Origin of the sequence: Variovorax sp. RCC_210, assembly GCF_041355175.1 — a bacterium.
Classification (GTDB): domain Bacteria; phylum Pseudomonadota; class Gammaproteobacteria; order Burkholderiales; family Burkholderiaceae_C; genus Variovorax.
Genome location: NZ_JBFUPJ010000004.1, coordinates 91,421 through 108,649, shown reverse-complemented (window position 1 = coordinate 108,649; position 17,229 = coordinate 91,421). Strand labels below are relative to the sequence as shown.

Here is a 17,229-nt window from a genome sequence, read left to right as displayed (position 1 = left end):
CGCGACATGAGCCTTTCCGACATCTGGCTTTTCGTGCAGCAGGGGGTGCTGTCCGGCATCGTCACCGGCAGCGTGTACGCGCTGCTCGCGGTGGCGATCGTGATGGTCTTCAAGACCACCGACGTGCCGAACTTCTCGCAGGGCGAGATCTTCATGGCCGGCGGCTACGCCGCGCTGTTCCCCCTGGTGGTGTGGGGCTGGCCCTACTGGGCCGCGGTGCTCGCGAGCATCGTGGTCACGGCGGCGCTCGCCGCCGCGTTCCAGCGCGTGGTGATGCAGCGCGTGACGGCCTCGCGCGGCGTGGGCGTGCAGCTGGTCATCGCCACGCTGGGCTTCGCCTACCTGCTCAAGGGCCTGGTGCGCAAGACCGGCCTGGGCGACACGCCGCGCTCGCTGCCTTCGCTGGTGCCGCAGGACCCGATCATGATCGGCCAGGCCTCGCTCACGCTGCTCGACCTGGCCATCTTCGGCTCGGCCGTGGTGGTGATGGTGCTGCTGTACCTGATGTTCACGCGCACCCGCACCGGCCAGGCCATGCGCGCGGTGGGCATGAACCCGCGCGGCGCGCAGATCGTGGGCGTCAGGCTGGGCACCATCCGCATGAAGATCTGGGCGCTCACGGGCGTCATCTCGGCCATTTCGGCGCTGCTGATCACGCCCAAGATCCTGATCACGCCCGACATCGGCCACATCGCCATCCTGGCCTACGCGGCGGCCATCGTGGGCGGCTTCACCAGCCTGCCGGGCGCGGTGGTCGGCGGCTTCATCATCGGCATCGTCGAGAACCTGGTGGGGCTTTTCATTTCGTCCAACGCCATCGTGGTGGCGCCCTTCGTGGCGATCATGGTGGTGCTGCTGGTGCGCCCGCAGGGGTTGCTGGGCGGCAAGCCCCAGGTGAAAAAGGTATGAGGAAGGTATGAGCGCTTCCACAGTTTCCTCCCCCTGGTGGGACCGCGGCGTGCTGCTGGCCATGGCCGTGGTGCTCGCGGTGCTGCCCTTCACCACCAGCGGCTACGTGCTGTACGTGGTCAACCTGCTGATGGTGTTCTCGGTGCTCGCGCTGGGCATGCACCTGGTGATTGGCGAGACCGGCCAGTTCGCGCTGTCGCACGCGGCCTTCTTCGGCATCGGCATCTACACGGCCGGGCTCATCAACAACCACTGGCAGCCGCCGTTCTTCGTGTCCATTCTTGCGGGCGCGTTGCTGTCGGCGGCGCTGGGCTGGGTCATCGGCCTGCTGGCGCTGCGCATGCGCGACATCTACCTGGCGCTGGCCACCTTCGCCTTCGGCGAAGCGATGCAATGGGTGTTCCTGAACTGGGAGCAGGTCACCAACGGCTCCAACGGGCTGCAGATGAAGCCGGCCTCGCTCGGCGGCTACCAGCTCATGAACGATCTGCAGGCCTACCCCTTCGTGGTGGCCATCGCGGCGCTGATGCTGTGGCTCACCGTGGCGCTCGCGCGCTCGCGGCTGGGCTCGTCGTTCAGGGCGGTTCGCGAGAGCGACGTGGCGGCCGTTGCCATGGGCGTGAACACGCGCGCGGTGAAGGTCACGGCCTTCGTGCTGTCGGCCGCCTTCGCAGGCGTGGCCGGCGGCATGTACACGCTGTTCACCTCGTTCATCCACCCCGAGAGCCTGGGCTTCCAGACCACCATCCTGATCCTCACCATGGTGGTGGTGGGCGGCCTCGGCTCGGTGCGCGGCGCGGTGGCGGGCGCCATCGTGTTCGGCCTGGCGTCGGAGCTGCTGCGCCAGGCCCCGTCGTACCAGGAAATCATCTACGGCGGCATCCTCATGCTCTTCATGATGTTCCTGCCCAAGGGCATGGCGTCGCTGTTCGCGGCGCGCCGCAAGTCGCAGCGCGCGAGCAGCGTCAACGTGGCGGAGAAGCACGCATGAGCGCGACCACGGCATTCCTCGACGTGCGCGACATCAGCGTGGTGTTCGGCGGTCTCAAGGCGGTGAACGGCCTGTCGTTCCAGGTGGAGCAGGGCCGCATCCATGCGCTGATCGGGCCCAACGGCGCGGGCAAGTCGACCACCTTCAACTGCATCTCGCGCTTCTACACGCCGAGCAGCGGCAGCGTGAGCTTCGAAGGGCGCGAGCTCACCAGCGTGTCGCCGCACCGCATGGCCTCGCTGGGCATCGCGCGCACCTTCCAGAACCTGGAGCTGTTCGCCGAGCTGTCGGTGCTGGAGAACGTGCTGCTGGGCACCCACGCCCGCGGCGCGAACACCCTGGGCCGGTTGCTGCGCCGCCCCGACCGCGAGACCGAAGACTTCGCCATGCACCTGCTGGAGCGCGTCGGCCTGGCCGGCGAGCGCCACCAGCCCGCGCGCGACCTCGACTTCGGCCGCCAGAAACTGCTGGAGCTGGCGCGCGCGCTGGCCATCAAGCCCAAGCTGCTGCTGCTCGACGAGCCCGCCGCCGGCCTGCGCAACCGCGAGATCGAAAGCCTGGACCGCTTGCTGAAGGAGCTGGTGGCGCGCGACGGCATCACCGTGCTGCTGGTGGAGCACGTCATGCAGCTGGTGATGTCCATCTCGGACCGCATCACCGTGATGGCCTTCGGCGAGAAGATCGCCGAAGGCACGCCCGCGGAAATCGGCAGCAATGCGCGCGTCATCGAGGCCTACCTGGGCAAGGGAAAAGCACAAGCACATGAAAGGGAGGCCGCGCATGGCTGAAGCCCTGTTGTCCCTTCGCGCCATCTCGGCCGCCTACGGGCGCATCCAGGCGCTGTGCAACGTGTCGGTGGACGTGCCCGAGGGCGAGATCGTCGCGCTGCTCGGCAGCAACGGCGCGGGCAAGACCACCACGCTGAACTGCATCTCCAACCTGGTGGACTGCACCGAGGGCGAGGTGCGGCTCGACGGCGAGCGCATCGACCGGCTCGGCTCCGACGCGCTGGTCAAGCGCGGCATCGTGCAGGTACCCGAGGGCCGGCAGGTGTTCCGCGACATGAGCGTGCGCGAGAACCTCGACCTGGGCGCGTATTTGCGGCGCGACCGCGCGGGCATGCGCAACGACCTCGACGCGGTGTACGCGATGTTCCCGCGCCTGAACGAGCGCCAGCACCAGATGGCGGCCACGCTCTCGGGCGGCGAGCAGCAGATGCTGGCCATCGGCCGCGCGGTGATGGCGCGCCCGCGCGTGATGCTGTTCGACGAGCCGTCCATGGGCCTGTCGCCGCTGCTGGTGGAGCAGATGTTCGGAATCATCGAGCGGCTGCACCGCGAGCAGAAGCTCACCATCCTGCTGGTCGAGCAGAACGTGCAGCTCGCGCTGGCGGTGGCCAGCTACGGCTACATCCTGGAGAACGGCGAGATCTCCCTGCACGGGCCCGCCGCGCAGCTTGCGAACGACGAGGCCGTGCGCCGCGCCTACCTGGGCGTGTGACCCGGTGTGCGCCCCGGCATCTGACACCGGCTCTTTTCAAAGGAAGGTTTTCATGCTTCTCGAAGACAGACTCTCGCTCGTCACCGGCGCCGCACGCGGCCTGGGCGAGGCCATTGCGCGCCGCATGGCCGCCGAAGGCGCGCACGTGCTGGTGGTGGACCGCGACCTCGAAGGGGCGCAGCAGGTGGCCGCGTCGATCCGCGCAGCCGGCGGCCGCGCCGATGCCGAGAGCGTCGACGTGAGCGACGCGGCGGCGGTCGATGCGCTGGCCGCGCGCGTTGCGGCGTCGCACGGCGACATCGACGTGCTGGTGAACAACGCCGGCATCTCCGCGCGCTCGAAGTTCGACGAGCCCGGCGCGCGCGAGGCCTGGGACCGCGTGATGTCGGTCAACCTGCAGGGCGTGTTCAACGTGACGCAGTCGTTCGTGCCCGCGCTCAAGCGCACGCACGGCAACATCGTCAACCTGTCGTCCATCGTGGCGTTCGGCGCGGGCATTTCGTCGGCCGGCTATGTGGTGGCCAAGGGCGGCGTGCGCTCGCTCACGCAGGTGCTGGCGCGCGACCTGGCGCCGTACGGCGTGCGGGTGAACGCGGTGGCGCCGGGCCTCATGGTCACCGACATGACCGCGGGCCAGCGCGAGACCGAGCACGGCACCGACTGGTACCTGAGCCGCGTGCCCATCAAGCGCCACGGCGAGGCCGACGAGATCGCCGGGCCGGTCGTCTTTCTTGCGTCGTCGATGGCCAGCTACGTCAACGGCGTGGTGCTGCCGGTCGACGGTGGCTACCTGGCGGTCTGAGCGCCGCGCTTCAACGGAACAAACATGAACAACAGCAGTGCAGACAAGCCGCTCGTCCTCGTGACCGGCGGCGCCAGCGGCATGGGCCGTGCCATCGTCGAGCGCATGGCGCGCGACGGCTGGCGCGTGGTCATGGCCGACTACAACGGCGCGCTCGCCGCGCGCGAGACGCAGGCGCTGCGCGCCGCCGGCCTCGAGGTGGAATGCCGCGCCATCGACCTGACCGACGAGGCCGCCGTGCGCGCGATGGTGCAGGCGCTGCCGCCGCTCACCGCGCTGGTCAACAACGCGGGCATCTTCGACGAGCGCGCCTTCATGGACGTGAGCTCGGCCGACTTCCGCCGCATGTACGAAGTGAACCTGCTGGCCGTGGCCACGCTCACGCAGGAGGCCGCGCGCAAGATGAAAGACGGCGCGCGCATCGTCAACATCGCCTCGCGGGCCTACCTGGGCGCGAAGAACCACGCGCACTACGTGGCCTCGAAGGCCGCGCTGGTGGGCTACACGCGCGCCAGCGCCATGGAGCTGGCGTCGCGCGGCATCATGGTCAACGCCATTGCGCCGGGGCTCATCGACACGCCGCTGCTGCGCGCGCTGTCGCCCGAGCGGCTCGCCGCCCAGCTGGCGTTGCAGCCCACGGGCGCGGCCGGCAAGCCCGAGGACATCGCCAACGCCGTGGTGTTCTTCGCCTCGCCCGCCACCTGCTTCGTGACCGGGCAGGTGCTTTTCGTCGACGGCGGCAAGTCGCTCGGCGGCTCGGGGTCGTGATGGCCGGGCAGCAGGACAAGACCGCGTACGACGTCGTCGTCATCGGCAGCGGCGCGGGCGGGCTCAGCGCCGCGCTCACCGCGAAGCTCGAAGGGCTCGACGTGCTGGTGGTCGAGAAGACCGACCGCATCGGCGGCTCCACCGCCATCTCGGGCGGCGCCGTGTGGGTACCGCTCAACGACCAGGCCGAGGCCGCCGGCCACCCCGACACGCGCGGCAAGGCCTGGACCTACCTGCAGAACACCGTGGGAGCGGCCGGCGACGAAGAGCTGCGCCACGCCTTCCTGGACGCCGGCCCGCTCGCGCTGCGCTACCTGCGCGAGCGCACGGACGTGAAGCTGGCCGCGCGCACCTACTCGCCCGACTACTACCCCGAGCGCGAAGGCGCCGCCATGGGCGGCCGCTCGCTCGACCCGATCGAGTTCGACGGGCGGCTGCTGGGCGCGCACTTCAAGACCCTGCGCGACCCGCTGCCCGAGTTCTGCGTGCTCGGCGGAATGATGGTCAACATGACCGACGTGAAGCACCTGCTCGGCGTGTGGCGCTCGTTCGCGTCGTGGAAGCACGGCGTGAAGCTGGTGCTGCGCTACGCCGGCGACCGGCTGCGCGGCCACCACCGCGGCACCCGCGTGCTGCTGGGCAACGCGCTGGCGGGCAGGCTCTTCCACAGCGTGCTGCAGCAGGGCATTCCGTTCTGGCTCGACACGCCCGCGCTCGGCCTGGCGCAGGACGCGGGCGGCAGGGTCACCGGCGTGAAGCTGCGGCGCGACGGCAAGGACATCACCGTGCACGCGCGGCGCGGCGTGGTCATCGCCACGGGCGGCTTTCCGTGGAACGCCGCCATGCGCGGGCGGCACTACCCGGCACCGACCGGCCCGTATTCGATGTCGCCGCAGGACAACGTCGGCGAAGGCATCGCGATGGCGCAGCAGGCCGGCGGCGTGCTCGGCACGGGCCATGCGGGGCCGGCCTTGTGGGCGCCGGTGTCGTTGCTCACGCGGCCCGACGGCAGCGTGCTGCGCTATCCGCACCTGGTGTGGGACCGCGCCAAGCCCGGGCTCATCGCGGTCGATGCGCGAGGGGAGCGCTTCGTCAACGAGTCGACCTCGTACCACGAGTTCGTGCGCGGCATGTACCGCGCCAATGAGAAGACTGACGCCGTGCCCGCGCTGCTGGTGTGCGACAGCCCCTTCATGGAGAAGTGGGGCCTGGGCCTCGCGCTGCCCGGCGGGCGCCCGCGCGAGCATTTGGTGCGCGCCGGCTACCTGTACCGCGCCGATACGCTGGAAGATCTCGCAAAGCAGGCGGGCGTGGACCCGACGGGCCTGGCGCGCACGGTAAGCAGGTTCAACCCGCTCGCCGCGCAAGGCCAGGACCCGCAGTTCGGCAAGGGCGGCGACGCCTACAACCGCTACCTCGGCGACCCCGAGCACCAGCCCAACGCCTGCCTTGCGCCGGTGCAGCAGGCGCCGTTCTACGCGGTGAAGGTGTACCCCGGCGACATCGGCACCGCACTGGGCATCCGCGCCGACGGCAACGCCCGCGCGCTCGATGCGCAGGGCGCCCCCATTGCCGGGCTCTACGTGGCCGGCAACGACATGCACTCGGTCATGGGCGGCGAGTATCCTGCGCCGGGCATCACGCTGGGACCCGCGCTAACCTTCGGCTGGGTCGCCGGCATGCACCTGGCGCATGGCGGCGAAGCACACGTTTGAAACCCGACAGACCTCATCTCCTCATCATGCAAATCTTCTTTTCCCCCGCCTCCCCCTTCGTGCGCAAGTGCATGGTCGTGGCGCACGAGCTCGGCGTGGCCGAGCGCATCGAGAAGCTGCCCAGCGCCGCCGGCCCGGTGAAGCGCGACGCGACCATCATCCCGAAGAACCCGCTGGGCCAGGTGCCGACCTTCATCACCGACGACGGCCAGGCGCTGTTCGACAGCCGCGTGATCTGCGAGTACCTGAACGCCACGCAGTCGGGCACGCTGTTCCCCGCCGACGGGGCCGCGCGCTGGGCGCGCCTGACCGAGCTGGCGCTGGCCGACGGCATGACCGGCGCCGCGCTGCTCGCGCGCTACGAGAACGTGCTGCGCCCCGAGCCGCTGCGCTGGGCCGATTGGACCGACGGCCAGCTGGCCAAGGTGCGCACCGGCCTCGAGTGGCTGGAAACCGCGGCACCGTCGTTCGGCGAGCGCGTCGACATCGGCACCATCGCCTTCGGTTGCGCGCTGGGCTACATGGACTTCCGCTTCCCCGACGTGAACTGGCGCGCCGAAGCACCGAACACCGCCAAGTGGTTCGACGCCTTCAACCAGCGCGCGTCGATGCAGGCGACGCTGCCATCGGTGTGAGCGAAGGCGCAGGCGAGTTGACGTTCGGCGACCTGTCGCAGCGCACCGGCATCGCGTTGCCGCCGCTGTTGCGCCAGCTCATCGACAACGGCCAGCCCACGCTGGCCAGCTTCTACGATTTCGAGTGGATCGATGCCAGGCAGGCCAACGAGACCCTCGACGAGTGGCTGGACGCCAAGTGGCAGGGCGGCCGCCGCTTCCTGCCTTTTGCGCAGTCGGGCGGTGGGGATGCGTACTGCCTGGTGCCATTGCCCGGCGGTGTGGTGAGCGATGTGGTGGGCGTGTCGCTCGTGTGGCACGACGACGAGCAGAGCCGCGTCGACCACGGCACGTTCTCCGATTTCGTCTGCGCCATGTTCCTGCAGACCTTCGCCGACATGAGCCATCTGGAAGCGTGGGACCTGTCCGGCCCGGAGATCGCCGAGCGCGTGATCGCGGACGTGGCGGTCGTCACGGCGTTCATGGACGCGAAGACCGCGGGCTGGCTGCAGGGGCTGAGCCGCTTGCCTGTCGAATCGCGGCCTTACAAGGCGGGGCCCCGCGCGAAGCCGGAGCAGGTGCCTTCGCTGATTTCCCAAGCGCAGCTCGATGACGAACTCAAGCGTTTTCAGTTGCAGGGCGCGGAGGCGTTTGCCGTCACGCCGCGTTGGGAAATCGGCGAATAGGCGCGAGCCCTCAGAGCATCCGTTGATCGGCCGCACACCGACATCGTGCCCAGGTGAACAGGGCGTCGGGTGCTTCCCGCAGCGAAATAAAGGAGGAGCGAAGCGGGGGACATTCGCGGAGGGAAGTACCCGGCGGCCTGTTCACACGCCCTGAACAGCAGCGCCGCTCCCTGCCTTCCAAAATCAGAACTTGTAGTTCACCGTCAGCAGCACATTGCGCGGATCCCCGTAAACCCCGGTGCCATAGGAGCCCAGCCCCGGCATGTAGGTCTTGTCGAGCAGGTTGTTGATGTTCAGCGCCAGGCTCAGGTGGCGGTCGAACTCGTAGCGCGCCATCAGGCCGACCAGTGCGTAAGACGGCTGGTCCGCGCGGAAGCCGGTGCCATCGGAGGCCTGGTAGTAGGTGCGGCTCTGCCACGACAGCGAGCCGCCCACGGTCAGCCGGCTCCAGTCGCCCGGCAGCCTGTAGCTGGTGCTCAGCTTCACCAGGTGCTTGGGCTGGTTGGTGTTGACCGCACTCAAAATTTCATCGGGCTGCGGCGGAATGCGCGACATGCGGAAGGTGTAGCCGCCCGCGATGTTCCACGCCGGCGTGAGCTGCCCCGACACCTCCAGCTCCAGCCCCTTGCTGGTGATGCCGTTCACCGCCTTGTAGACCTCGTTGCCCGTGGTGTCGCTGCTGCCGACGTACTGCGCCGCGTTCTTCTGCTTCACGTAGAAGAGCGCCAGGCTGGTGTTGAGCCGGCGGTCGAGCAGCTCGCCCTTGATGCCCACCTCGGCCGCCTGCCCGGTCAGCGGCGCCAGCGCGCGCTCGGAGGCGTCCTTGTAGAAAGTCTGCGGGTTGAAGATGTCGGTGTAGCTCGCGTACAGCGACCACTGGCGGTTGACGTCGTACACCACGCCCGCGTACGGAATGGTCTTGTGGCTCACGCTCAGGTCGTCGGCCACGCTGTAGCTGCCGTCCAGCCCGAGCGTGCTGTCGTGCAGCTTGTACCAGCTCACGCGCGTGCCCAGGATGACCGACCAGTCGTCCGCCGGGCGCAGGCGCACCGCGGCGAAGGCGCCCTTTTCGGCGATGCGCGTCGTGCGCTGTTCCTTCAGCATGAAGTCGGGCCGGGCGAAGTTGCCGTCCCACGCGAAGTAGTTGGGCACCGGGCTGAAGTCGCTCGTGTAGCCCGGCGCGCCGCGCGTCTGGCGCGACCAGCCCAGGCCCATCGACAGCTCATGCTCGCGGCCGAACAGCTGGAAGGGGCCCGACAGCGCCAGGTTCACCGCGATGGTAGTGGCGTCGGTCGGAATCTTGGCCGACAGCACGTTCAGCCCCGCGCCGGTGAAGGCGTCGAGCGAGCCGTAGCTGGCGGCGCCCACCTCCACGTCGCGCGACTGGCGCAGGCGGCTGGCGGAGAGATCGAGCTTCCAGCCGTCGCCGAACTCGTGCTTCAGCGTGCTGAACAGGTTGGTGCTCTCGTTGTTCCAGTAGCTCCAGTTGGTGGCCGGGTTCCAGCGGCGCGAAAAATGCGTCTGCCGCCCGTCGCTGAAGAACAGCGGAATGTGGCCGTAGCTGGCGCCGTGGGCGCGCGTTTCCATGTGGTCCACGCCCAGCGTGAGCAGCGTGCGCGGCGCCAGGTCGACCTCGACGATGCCGTACAGGTTGCGCGTGTCGCGCCCGTAGTTGTTCACGTACGAGTCGGCGTTCTGCGCCGCGGCCACCAGCCGCCCGCGCACGCTGCCGCTCGCGTTCAGCGGGCCCGAGATGTCGGCCACGCTGCGCACCTTGTTCCACGAGCCGATGCCGGCCGACACCGAGGCCTCGAACTCCGGCGTGGGGCGCTTGCGCACCAGGTTGATGGTGGCCGACGGGTTGCCCGCGCCGGTGAGCAGGCCGGTGGCGCCCTTCACGATTTCCACCCGGTCGTAGATGGCGCTGTCGCCCAGCGAGGTGGTGTACTGGCTGGCGCTGTCCATGGTGTTGGGCACGCCGTCGAACTGGAAGTTCTCGATCGTGAAGCCGCGCGCGTAGAAGGTCGAACGCTCGCTGTCGTTGCGCCCCACGGTGACGCCCACGGTCTTCTCCAGGATCTCGGGCACGTTGGTGAGCGCCTGGTCGTCCATCTGCTGGCGCGTGATGACACTGACCGACTGCGGCGTTTCGCGCAGCGACAGGTTCATGCGCGTCGCGCTGCTGCTCGCGCGCGCCGCGTAGGAGCCGGTGCCTTCGCTGGTGTTGTCGCCGGTGGCTGTCACGGTCACGGGCGGCAGGTCGGCGCCGGTGGCCACGGGCGCGTCCTTGAGCGTGAAGAAGCCCGGGCTCGACTGCGTGGCCACGATGCCGGTGCCGGCCAGCAGCCGCTCGAGCGCCTCGCGCGGGGTGTAGCTGCCGGCGAGCGCCGGTGCGCGCAGGCGGGCGAGCTTGTCTTCGTCGAACAGCAGCTGCTGGCGGGCCTGGCTGGCGAAGGCGCGCAGCGCGGCCGGCAGCGGCTGGGCGGCAATGTCGAACTGCACGCGAACCTGCTGGGGCTGCGGCTGCGGCTGCGCGTGCACGGTGCCGGCCGCCGCCAGCAGGGTCAGCACGCCCGCCGACACCGCCGCCATGGTCGCCCGCGAGGCGCCTGCCCCGGCGCGCAGGCCCGTGGCCAATGCACCCCGCGCCACGGCGCCCTTCAAATTCCTTGCTCGCATCTCTTGTGTTCCTGTTCGTTCGTCGGTCCGCGCGTGGCTGTGCCCGCGCCGGTGAGGGAGACCGTTGGCTGGAGAGAACGAAGGCGAGGGGCCGTCGAGCTGCTTGGCTGGCAGTCGGGAGGGGGCGAAGCATTCGCGGCCCTCACAGGTATAGAACGCAGGTTCCGCGAAAGTCAGAACCCGGCGTGCTTGAAAAAAGCGAAATGAATTCGCCGGCGCCCGTTCACTTCCGGGCAATGCGCCAGCTGCCGTCGGGCTGCTGCTGCACGCGCAGCGGCAGCAGGCCGGGCAGGGCCTGCAGGAAGGCCTCGGGCGTGGCCGTGGCCGCGACGCCCGAGATGGGTTGCAGCGCCAGGTCGGCGCTGGCGAGCACCACCGGCCGGCCCAGGTAGCGCGACAGCTCCTGCGCCACCTCGCCCAGCGGCGTGCGCTGGAACTGGATCTGGCCGGTGCGCCAGTCGCCGACCGTGGCGGCATCGGCCGGCACGCCGCGGTGCGCGCGCGTGGCGGGGTCGATGGCCACGCCGGCACCGGGCCCCAGCACCAGCACCTGCGGCTCGCGCGCGTCGCGGTCCGGTCGCACCTCGACCCGGCCCGAGCGCACCTTGACGACGATCTCCGGCGGCGCGGCGCGCACGTTGAAGGCGGTGCCCACCACCTTGACCTGGCTGGCGCCGCTGTCCACGGTGAAGGGGCGGCCGGTGTCGGGCGCCACCTCGAAGAAGGCCTCGCCCCGTTCGAGCGCCACCTCGCGGCGGCGCGGAAAGTAGCGCACCCGCAGGGTGCTGTCGGTGTTGAGCGCGACGTGGCTGCCGTCGGGCAGGTCGACGCGACGGGTCTCGCCGTGGGCGGTCGCGACCTCGGTGGTGAAGGTGGCGGTGTCCGCCCAGCGGTGCAGGCCGTAGCCGCCGACCAGCGCCACGACGGCAAAGGCGGCGAGTGCGGCGAAGCCGGTGGAAAGCGTGCGGGCCGATCCGCGACGAGCACGGCGCACGTCGGTCTTTCCAGATGTCGCGCGCGTGGCGGGTGCGGCAAGTGCGGCAGGTGCAGCCGGTGCGGCAGCCGTGCGCCAGGACCGGTCCGCGGCCAGCGGAATCTGGTGCAGGTCGTGGCTGGTGAGCGCCATGCCGTCGTAGACCTCGCGGTGCAGCGGGTCGGCCGCCAGCCAGGCGTTCAGCGCGCGCTCGTCGCTGCCGGTCCAGCTGGTTTCGTGGCGCCGCATGAACCACGCGGCGGCCGTCTCGTGCAGGGCGACGAGCGCCTGCGGGGACAGGCCCGGGGGAGTCTCAGCCGTCGCGGTCATGGGGCCTCCTGGCGCTCTTCGGCGCCGGCATCGCGGGAGTCGGTGGAATCGTGGGCATCGCGTGCGTCGTGGGCGTCGTCCTGCACGTGCAGCTGCGTCATCTGCTGCAGGCTCGGGTACTTCACGCGCAGCTGGCAGTAGGCCATCGCGCGGTTCAGGTGCTTGGCCACCATGCGCGCGGAAATGCCCATGGCCGCGGCCACCTCGTCGTGGCTCAGGCCGTCGATGCGGTTGAGCAGGAAGGCCTGCCGCTGGCGCTCGGGCAGCTCGGCCACGGCGGCGTCCAGCCGCTGCAGGCGCTCGCGGTGCGCGGCGAGTTCGAGCGGCGACTGGCGCTCGTCCGCGGGCAGCGCGGCCAGCTCGGGGCCGGCGGTTTCCATCGACACGAGCTCGGGGCCTTCGCCGCGGCCGTCGCGGCGCCATGCGTCGAGCGCCACGCTGCGTGCCGTGGTGCGCAGGTAGGGGGCTTCTTCGTCGGGCGCGAGCGACTTGCGCGCGACGGCCATGCGCACGAAGACGTCCTGCGCGGCGTCCTCGGCCTTGTCGTGCTGGCCCAGGCGCCCGCGAAACAGGCGCACCAGCGGCTTGCGCCAGCGTGCGTACAGGCTGGCGAGCTGGCTTTCGGCGCCGGCCGGGTCGTCGGGGTCGTTGGCGGGGAGGAACATGGGCACGCGGGCAGCCAGGCAATCTTGAGAAGGGCGGGGAAAGCACCTTGATCCGGATTGGCGGTCCCCTGCGCCGTGGGGAACGGCGAGGGGCGGACGGGCCTGGCTACGTGCGGATGTCTGGGGGCGGTGAGAAACCGGCGGCGATTGTATCGACGGCCGAATGGCGATCCTTGGCTAAATTCGGGAGTTCATCGCCAACCAAGGAACCCCGCATGTCAGATCAAAAAGTAGCCATCGTCACCGCCGGCGGCAGCGGCATGGGCGCCGCCGCGGCGCGCAAGCTGGCCGAAGACGGCTTTCGCGTCGCCATTCTTTCGTCGTCCGGCAAGGGCGAGGCGCTGGCCGCCGAGCTGGGCGGCATCGGCGTGACAGGCTCCAACCAGTCGAACGACGACGTCAAGCGCCTGGTGGACCGCGTGAGCGGCGAGTGGGGCCGCGTCGACGTGCTGGTCAACAGCGCCGGCCACGGCCCGCGCGCCCCCATCCTGGACATCACCGACGAGGACTGGCACCGCGGCATGGACGTGTACCTGCTGAGCGCGGTGCGCCCCGCGCGGCTGGTGGCGCCGCTGATGGTGAAGCAGGGCGGCGGCAGCATCATCAACATCTCGACCTTCGCGGCCTTCGAGCCCGACCCGGTGTTCCCGACCTCGGGCGTGTTCCGCGCGGGCCTGGCGGCGTTCACCAAGCTGTTCGCCGACAAGTACGCCGAGCACAACGTGCGCATGAACAACGTGCTGCCCGGCTTCATCGACAGCCTGCCCGAGAAGGCCGAGTTCCGCGCGCGCATTCCGATGGGCCGCTACGGCAAGAGCAGCGAGATCGCGGCCGTCATCGGCTTCTTGGCGTCCGAAGGCGGCGGCTACATCACGGGGCAGAACCTGCGGGTGGACGGCGGCATCACGCGCTCGGTGTGAAGCCCGGCGGCGGGCAAAGGAAAGGCCCCGCTGCCTAGAATCGCGCCCCATGTGCCCGAGGATGCCCCGCTTTCCCATTCGCCGCCGCCAGTCCGGCTGCTCGCGGCCGACGCCTCCTTGACGCCGGTGCACTGACGCACGCCGCGGACTTCCGCGGCAACCCTCGCGGTGACCCTCGCTGCGGTTCACCAGCCCCTGTCATGCACCTGTCCCGCACCGCCGCGCACGCTTTGCCGGCGGCATGCGGGCTGCTTTCCTTCTTCCTCATGTCTTCCCAACCCAGTCGCTTGCGCACCGCGTGGTGTCCCAGCATTCCCCGCGAGCTGATGGCCGGCGCCGTCGCCACCTTCGCGCTCATTCCCGAGGTCATCGCCTTCTCGTTCGTGGCCGGGGTCGATCCGGCGGTCGGGCTGTTCGCTTCTTTCATCATCGGCATCGTCATCGCCTTCACGGGCGGGCGGCCGGCCATGGTGTCGGCCGCGGCGGGCTCGGTGGCCCTGGTGGCAGCGCCGCTGGTGCACGCGCACGGCCTGCCGTACCTGCTGGCGGCCGGCGTGCTCGCGGGCGCGATGCAGATCGTGTTCGGCCTGCTGCGCCTGGGCGTGCTGATGCGCTTCGTGTCGTCGTCGGTGCGCACGGGCTTCGTCAACGCGCTGGCCGTCCTGATCTTCGCGGCGCAGATGCCGCACTTCATCGGCGCCAACATGGCGACCTGGGCCATGGTGGGGCTCGGGCTGGCGGTGATCTACCTGCTGCCGCGCCTCACCACGGCCGTGCCCTCGCCGCTGGTGTGCATCGTGGTGGTCACGCTGGCGGGCCACTGGCTGGGCCTGCCGTTGAAGACGGTGGCCGATCTGGGCCAGCTGCCGAGCGCATTGCCGGCCTTCGCGCTGCCGCAGGTGCCGTTCACGCTCGACACGCTGCGCATCATCGCGCTGCCCGCCTTCGCCATCGCGATGGTCGGGCTGCTCGAATCGATGATGACGGCCAGCGTGGTCGACGAGCTCACCGACACGCCCAGCTCGAAGAACCGCGAGTGCAGCGGCCTGGGCGTGGCCAACGTGGCGGCCAGCTTCTTCGGCGGCATCGCGGGCTGCGGAATGATCGGCCAGACCGTGAGCAACGTGCGCTACGGCGGGCGCGGCCGGCTGTCGACGCTGTTCGCGGGCGCGTTCCTGCTGGTGTTGATGGTGCTGCTCAAGCCCTGGGTGTCGCAGGTGCCGGTGGCGGCGCTGGTGGCCATCATGGTGATGGTGTCGGCATCGACCTTCGACTGGGGCTCGCTGCGCACGCTGGTGCGCCACCCGCGCATGTCCAGCGCGGTGATGCTCGCGACGGTGGCCGTCACGGTGGGCACCGACAACCTGGCGGCGGGCGTGGCCGTGGGCGTGATGCTGAGCGGCGTGTTCTTCACGTTCAAGGTGGCGCGGCTGCTGAACGTGCAGGCAGTGAAAGAAGCCGACGGTGCCCTCGTGTACCGGGTCACGGGCCAGGTGTTCTTCGCCTCGGCCGACATGCTGGTGGACGCCTTCGACGTGCGCGAGATCGACGCCGCGCCGGTGCGCATCGACGTGTCGCAGGCGCATTTCTGGGACGTGACGGGCGTGGCCGCGCTGAAGAAGGTGGTCGAGCGCCTGCGCAAGCACGGCAGCACGGTGGACGTCACCGGCATGAACCAGGCCAGCCGGGACCTCGTGCTGCAGCTGGACGCGGCGCCCGACTGAGGCTGTAGAAGCTGGTCGACACGTTGCCGCTCGGCAACAAATTGAAACAAAACCGGTGCTTTACAGGCTGGATTTCGTCAGAAATTCAGCCTTTTGTTTACACCTGATTACTATTGGCAGCGATTCTGAACATCGCTGCCCTCGCGCCTCATTTGTTCAGCCCACGGTGTAGCTGGAAGAAGAAATGAGCCGAAGCTTGATGAGACAGTGGGTTCGATGCGGCGTGGCCGCCACGGTGGCGATGGCCGTCCTGGGCGGCACCGCGGCCCATGCGCAGGGCGAGCGCTTCGACATCGCGCGCTTCCAGGTCGAGGGCGACACGCTGCTCGGCGCCGCCGAAGTGCAGCGCCTGGTCGGCGGCATCGCCGGCCCGGGCCGCGCCTACGGCGACATCCAGCGCGCGGTCGATGCGCTGCAACAGGCCTATGCGCAGGCCGGCTACAGCACGGTGAAGGTGTCGGTGCCCGAGCAGGAGCTCACGGGCGGCATCGTCACGCTGAAGGTGACGCAGGCCGTCATCGGCAAGGTCACCGTCAGCGGCAACACCCGCTTCAGCGAGCAGAACATCCGCGCCAGCCTGCCCGCGCTGCAGCCGGGCCGCGTGCCCGACCTGCGCGCGATTTCGGGCTCGGTGCAGCTGGCCAACGACAACCCGGCCAAGCAGGTGGGCGTGACGCTGGGAGACGGCGCCGCCCCCGGCACCCTGGACGCCAAGGTAGCCGTGACCGACAACGACCCGCTGCGCGTGATCGCCACGCTGGACAACACCGGCACGCCCGCCAGCGGCCGCTGGCGCACCGGCGTGGCGCTGCAGCACGCCAACCTGTTCGACCGCGACCACGTCGGCACGCTCGCGTACACCACCTCGCCCGACAGCCCCTCGGGCATGCGGCTGGAGCTGTACTCGCTGGGCTATCGCATTCCGCTGTACGCCCTGGGCGACAGCATCGACTTCGTCTACGGCAAGTCCAGCGCCAACTCGCCCGCGAGTTCGCCCACGCTGGGCGGCGTACTGGGCTTTACCGGCAAGGGCGACATCTACGGCCTGCGCTTCAACCACTTCCTGGGCCGCAGCGGCGAAAGCAGCGCGAAGCTGGTGCTGGGCATCGACCGCAAGCGCATCGACTCGCGCTGCGACGTGGGCGGGCAAGAGGTGAGCATCGCGCCGCCGACGCCGCCCATCGCGGCCTGCGTGCCCTACGTGACCGCGCCGCTGAGCCTCACCTACGTCGGCCAGCGCGAGAGCGTGGGCGAGACGCCGGGCTACAGCCTGGGCGTGTCGCGCAACCTGGCGAGCGGCACGCGCTACACCAACCTCGACGGGCGCACCGACCGCTACTCGTACCTCACGCCCGGCAACCGCGACACGCGCGACGGCTTCGTGGTGCTGCACGGCGCGGCCTCGTGGTTCAAGGGCCTGTCGAACGACTGGCAGCTGCGCCTGAACGGCAGCGCGCAGTACGCCAACGCGCCGCTGGTGGCGGGCGAGCAGTTCGGGCTCACGGGCCTGTCGCTGGTGCGCGGCTTCCAGGAGCGCGCGGTGGCGGCCGACAGCGGCCTCGTCGCCAATGCCGAGCTCTACACGCCCGAGCTGGGCGGGCCGGCCGGCAACCTCGGCATACCAGGCCAACTGCGCCTGCTGGCTTTCTACGACGCCGGCTACGGCGCCAACAAGCGCACCGCCGGCACGCTGGTGCCCAGCCACGTCACGGTGGCGAGCATGGGCGTCGGCGCGCGCTACGCGTGGGGACGCAGCTTCAACCTGCGGCTGGACATCGCCCGCGTCAACGACGCCGGCAATGCCTTCACCGAGAAGCGCGGCGACTGGCGCGCCCACCTGAGCGCCATGGTGGCGTTCTGAAACCGCTGATCCCTTTGATCCCTTTGATCCCGTTGATCCCGTTGATCCCGTCGACCGATTCGGCCTCCTAGAACCTCAGGCAGACGACCACC

At 69.8% G+C, this 17,229-nt stretch carries 15 protein-coding genes; 12 read left to right on the top strand and 3 right to left on the bottom strand.

Going from position 1 to position 17,229, the window contains the following annotated elements; translation table 11 throughout:
• Positions 1 to 6: 6 nt before the first annotated feature.
• The 9 genes from AB6807_RS15350 to AB6807_RS15310 are packed head-to-tail and all read left to right on the top strand — an operon-like array spanning position 7 to position 7,985.
• Positions 7 to 909 (top strand): branched-chain amino acid ABC transporter permease, encoded by a 903-nt coding sequence (locus AB6807_RS15350; RefSeq protein ID WP_371085256.1) that lies wholly within the window; start codon positions 7 to 9, stop codon positions 907 to 909.
• 7 nt (positions 910 to 916) lie between these two features.
• Entirely contained in the window at positions 917 to 1,900 is a 984-nt protein-coding gene (locus AB6807_RS15345) for a branched-chain amino acid ABC transporter permease (RefSeq protein ID WP_371085255.1), read from the top strand.
• Positions 1,897 to 2,688: an ABC transporter ATP-binding protein gene (locus tag AB6807_RS15340; protein WP_371085254.1), complete on the top strand. Its 792-nt coding sequence runs from the start codon at positions 1,897 to 1,899 to the stop codon at positions 2,686 to 2,688. The genes AB6807_RS15345 and AB6807_RS15340 overlap by 4 nt, the downstream gene beginning before the upstream one ends.
• A complete protein-coding gene (locus AB6807_RS15335; RefSeq protein WP_371085253.1) occupies positions 2,681 to 3,400 on the top strand; it encodes an ABC transporter ATP-binding protein in 720 nt (239 codons plus the stop codon). The genes AB6807_RS15340 and AB6807_RS15335 overlap by 8 nt, the downstream gene beginning before the upstream one ends.
• A gap of 52 nt (positions 3,401 to 3,452) precedes the next feature.
• Positions 3,453 to 4,202, top strand: coding sequence for an SDR family NAD(P)-dependent oxidoreductase (locus AB6807_RS15330; RefSeq protein WP_371085252.1), 750 nt, complete (start codon positions 3,453 to 3,455; stop codon positions 4,200 to 4,202).
• A 24-nt stretch (positions 4,203 to 4,226) separates the two neighbouring features.
• The gene (locus AB6807_RS15325; protein ID WP_371085251.1) at positions 4,227 to 4,970 is read left to right on the top strand and encodes an SDR family NAD(P)-dependent oxidoreductase; all 744 of its coding nucleotides are present in this window, start codon (positions 4,227 to 4,229) and stop codon (positions 4,968 to 4,970) included.
• A complete protein-coding gene (locus tag AB6807_RS15320; RefSeq protein ID WP_371085250.1) occupies positions 4,970 to 6,685 on the top strand; it encodes an FAD-dependent oxidoreductase in 1,716 nt (571 codons plus the stop codon). Before AB6807_RS15325 ends, AB6807_RS15320 begins: the two co-directional genes overlap by 1 nt.
• A gap of 26 nt (positions 6,686 to 6,711) precedes the next feature.
• Positions 6,712 to 7,320, top strand: a complete 609-nt coding sequence (locus AB6807_RS15315) for a glutathione S-transferase (RefSeq protein ID WP_371085249.1) — start codon at positions 6,712 to 6,714, stop codon at positions 7,318 to 7,320.
• A 17-nt stretch (positions 7,321 to 7,337) separates the two neighbouring features.
• The gene (locus tag AB6807_RS15310) at positions 7,338 to 7,985 is read left to right on the top strand and encodes an SMI1/KNR4 family protein (RefSeq protein WP_371085248.1); all 648 of its coding nucleotides are present in this window, start codon (positions 7,338 to 7,340) and stop codon (positions 7,983 to 7,985) included.
• 183 nt (positions 7,986 to 8,168) lie between these two features.
• On the opposite strand, the gene AB6807_RS15305 is transcribed toward AB6807_RS15310, so the two are convergent.
• The 3 genes from AB6807_RS15305 to AB6807_RS15295 all read right to left on the bottom strand — a co-directional run bounded on the left by AB6807_RS15305 (position 8,169) and on the right by AB6807_RS15295 (position 12,632).
• Entirely contained in the window at positions 8,169 to 10,664 is a 2,496-nt protein-coding gene (locus AB6807_RS15305; RefSeq protein ID WP_371085247.1) for a TonB-dependent siderophore receptor, read from the bottom strand.
• A gap of 223 nt (positions 10,665 to 10,887) precedes the next feature.
• A complete protein-coding gene (locus tag AB6807_RS15300; RefSeq protein WP_371085246.1) occupies positions 10,888 to 11,967 on the bottom strand; it encodes a FecR domain-containing protein in 1,080 nt (359 codons plus the stop codon).
• Positions 11,964 to 12,632 carry an RNA polymerase sigma factor gene (locus AB6807_RS15295; protein ID WP_371085245.1) on the bottom strand — a complete coding sequence of 223 codons (669 nt, stop codon included), beginning with the start codon at positions 12,630 to 12,632 and terminating at the stop codon, positions 11,964 to 11,966. The genes AB6807_RS15300 and AB6807_RS15295 overlap by 4 nt, the downstream gene beginning before the upstream one ends.
• A 215-nt stretch (positions 12,633 to 12,847) precedes the next feature.
• Here AB6807_RS15295 and AB6807_RS15290 point away from each other — a divergent pair, with 215 nt between their 5' ends.
• The 3 genes from AB6807_RS15290 (at position 12,848) to AB6807_RS15280 (ending at position 17,137) form a co-directional block, all read left to right on the top strand.
• Positions 12,848 to 13,552 (top strand): SDR family oxidoreductase, encoded by a 705-nt coding sequence (locus AB6807_RS15290; RefSeq protein WP_116912524.1) that lies wholly within the window; start codon positions 12,848 to 12,850, stop codon positions 13,550 to 13,552.
• A 266-nt stretch (positions 13,553 to 13,818) separates the two neighbouring features.
• The gene (locus tag AB6807_RS15285) at positions 13,819 to 15,276 is read left to right on the top strand and encodes a SulP family inorganic anion transporter (RefSeq protein WP_371085244.1); all 1,458 of its coding nucleotides are present in this window, start codon (positions 13,819 to 13,821) and stop codon (positions 15,274 to 15,276) included.
• Positions 15,277 to 15,475: 199 nt separating this feature from the next.
• Positions 15,476 to 17,137: a ShlB/FhaC/HecB family hemolysin secretion/activation protein gene (locus AB6807_RS15280; RefSeq protein ID WP_371085243.1), complete on the top strand. Its 1,662-nt coding sequence runs from the start codon at positions 15,476 to 15,478 to the stop codon at positions 17,135 to 17,137.
• Positions 17,138 to 17,229: the final 92 nt, after the last annotated feature.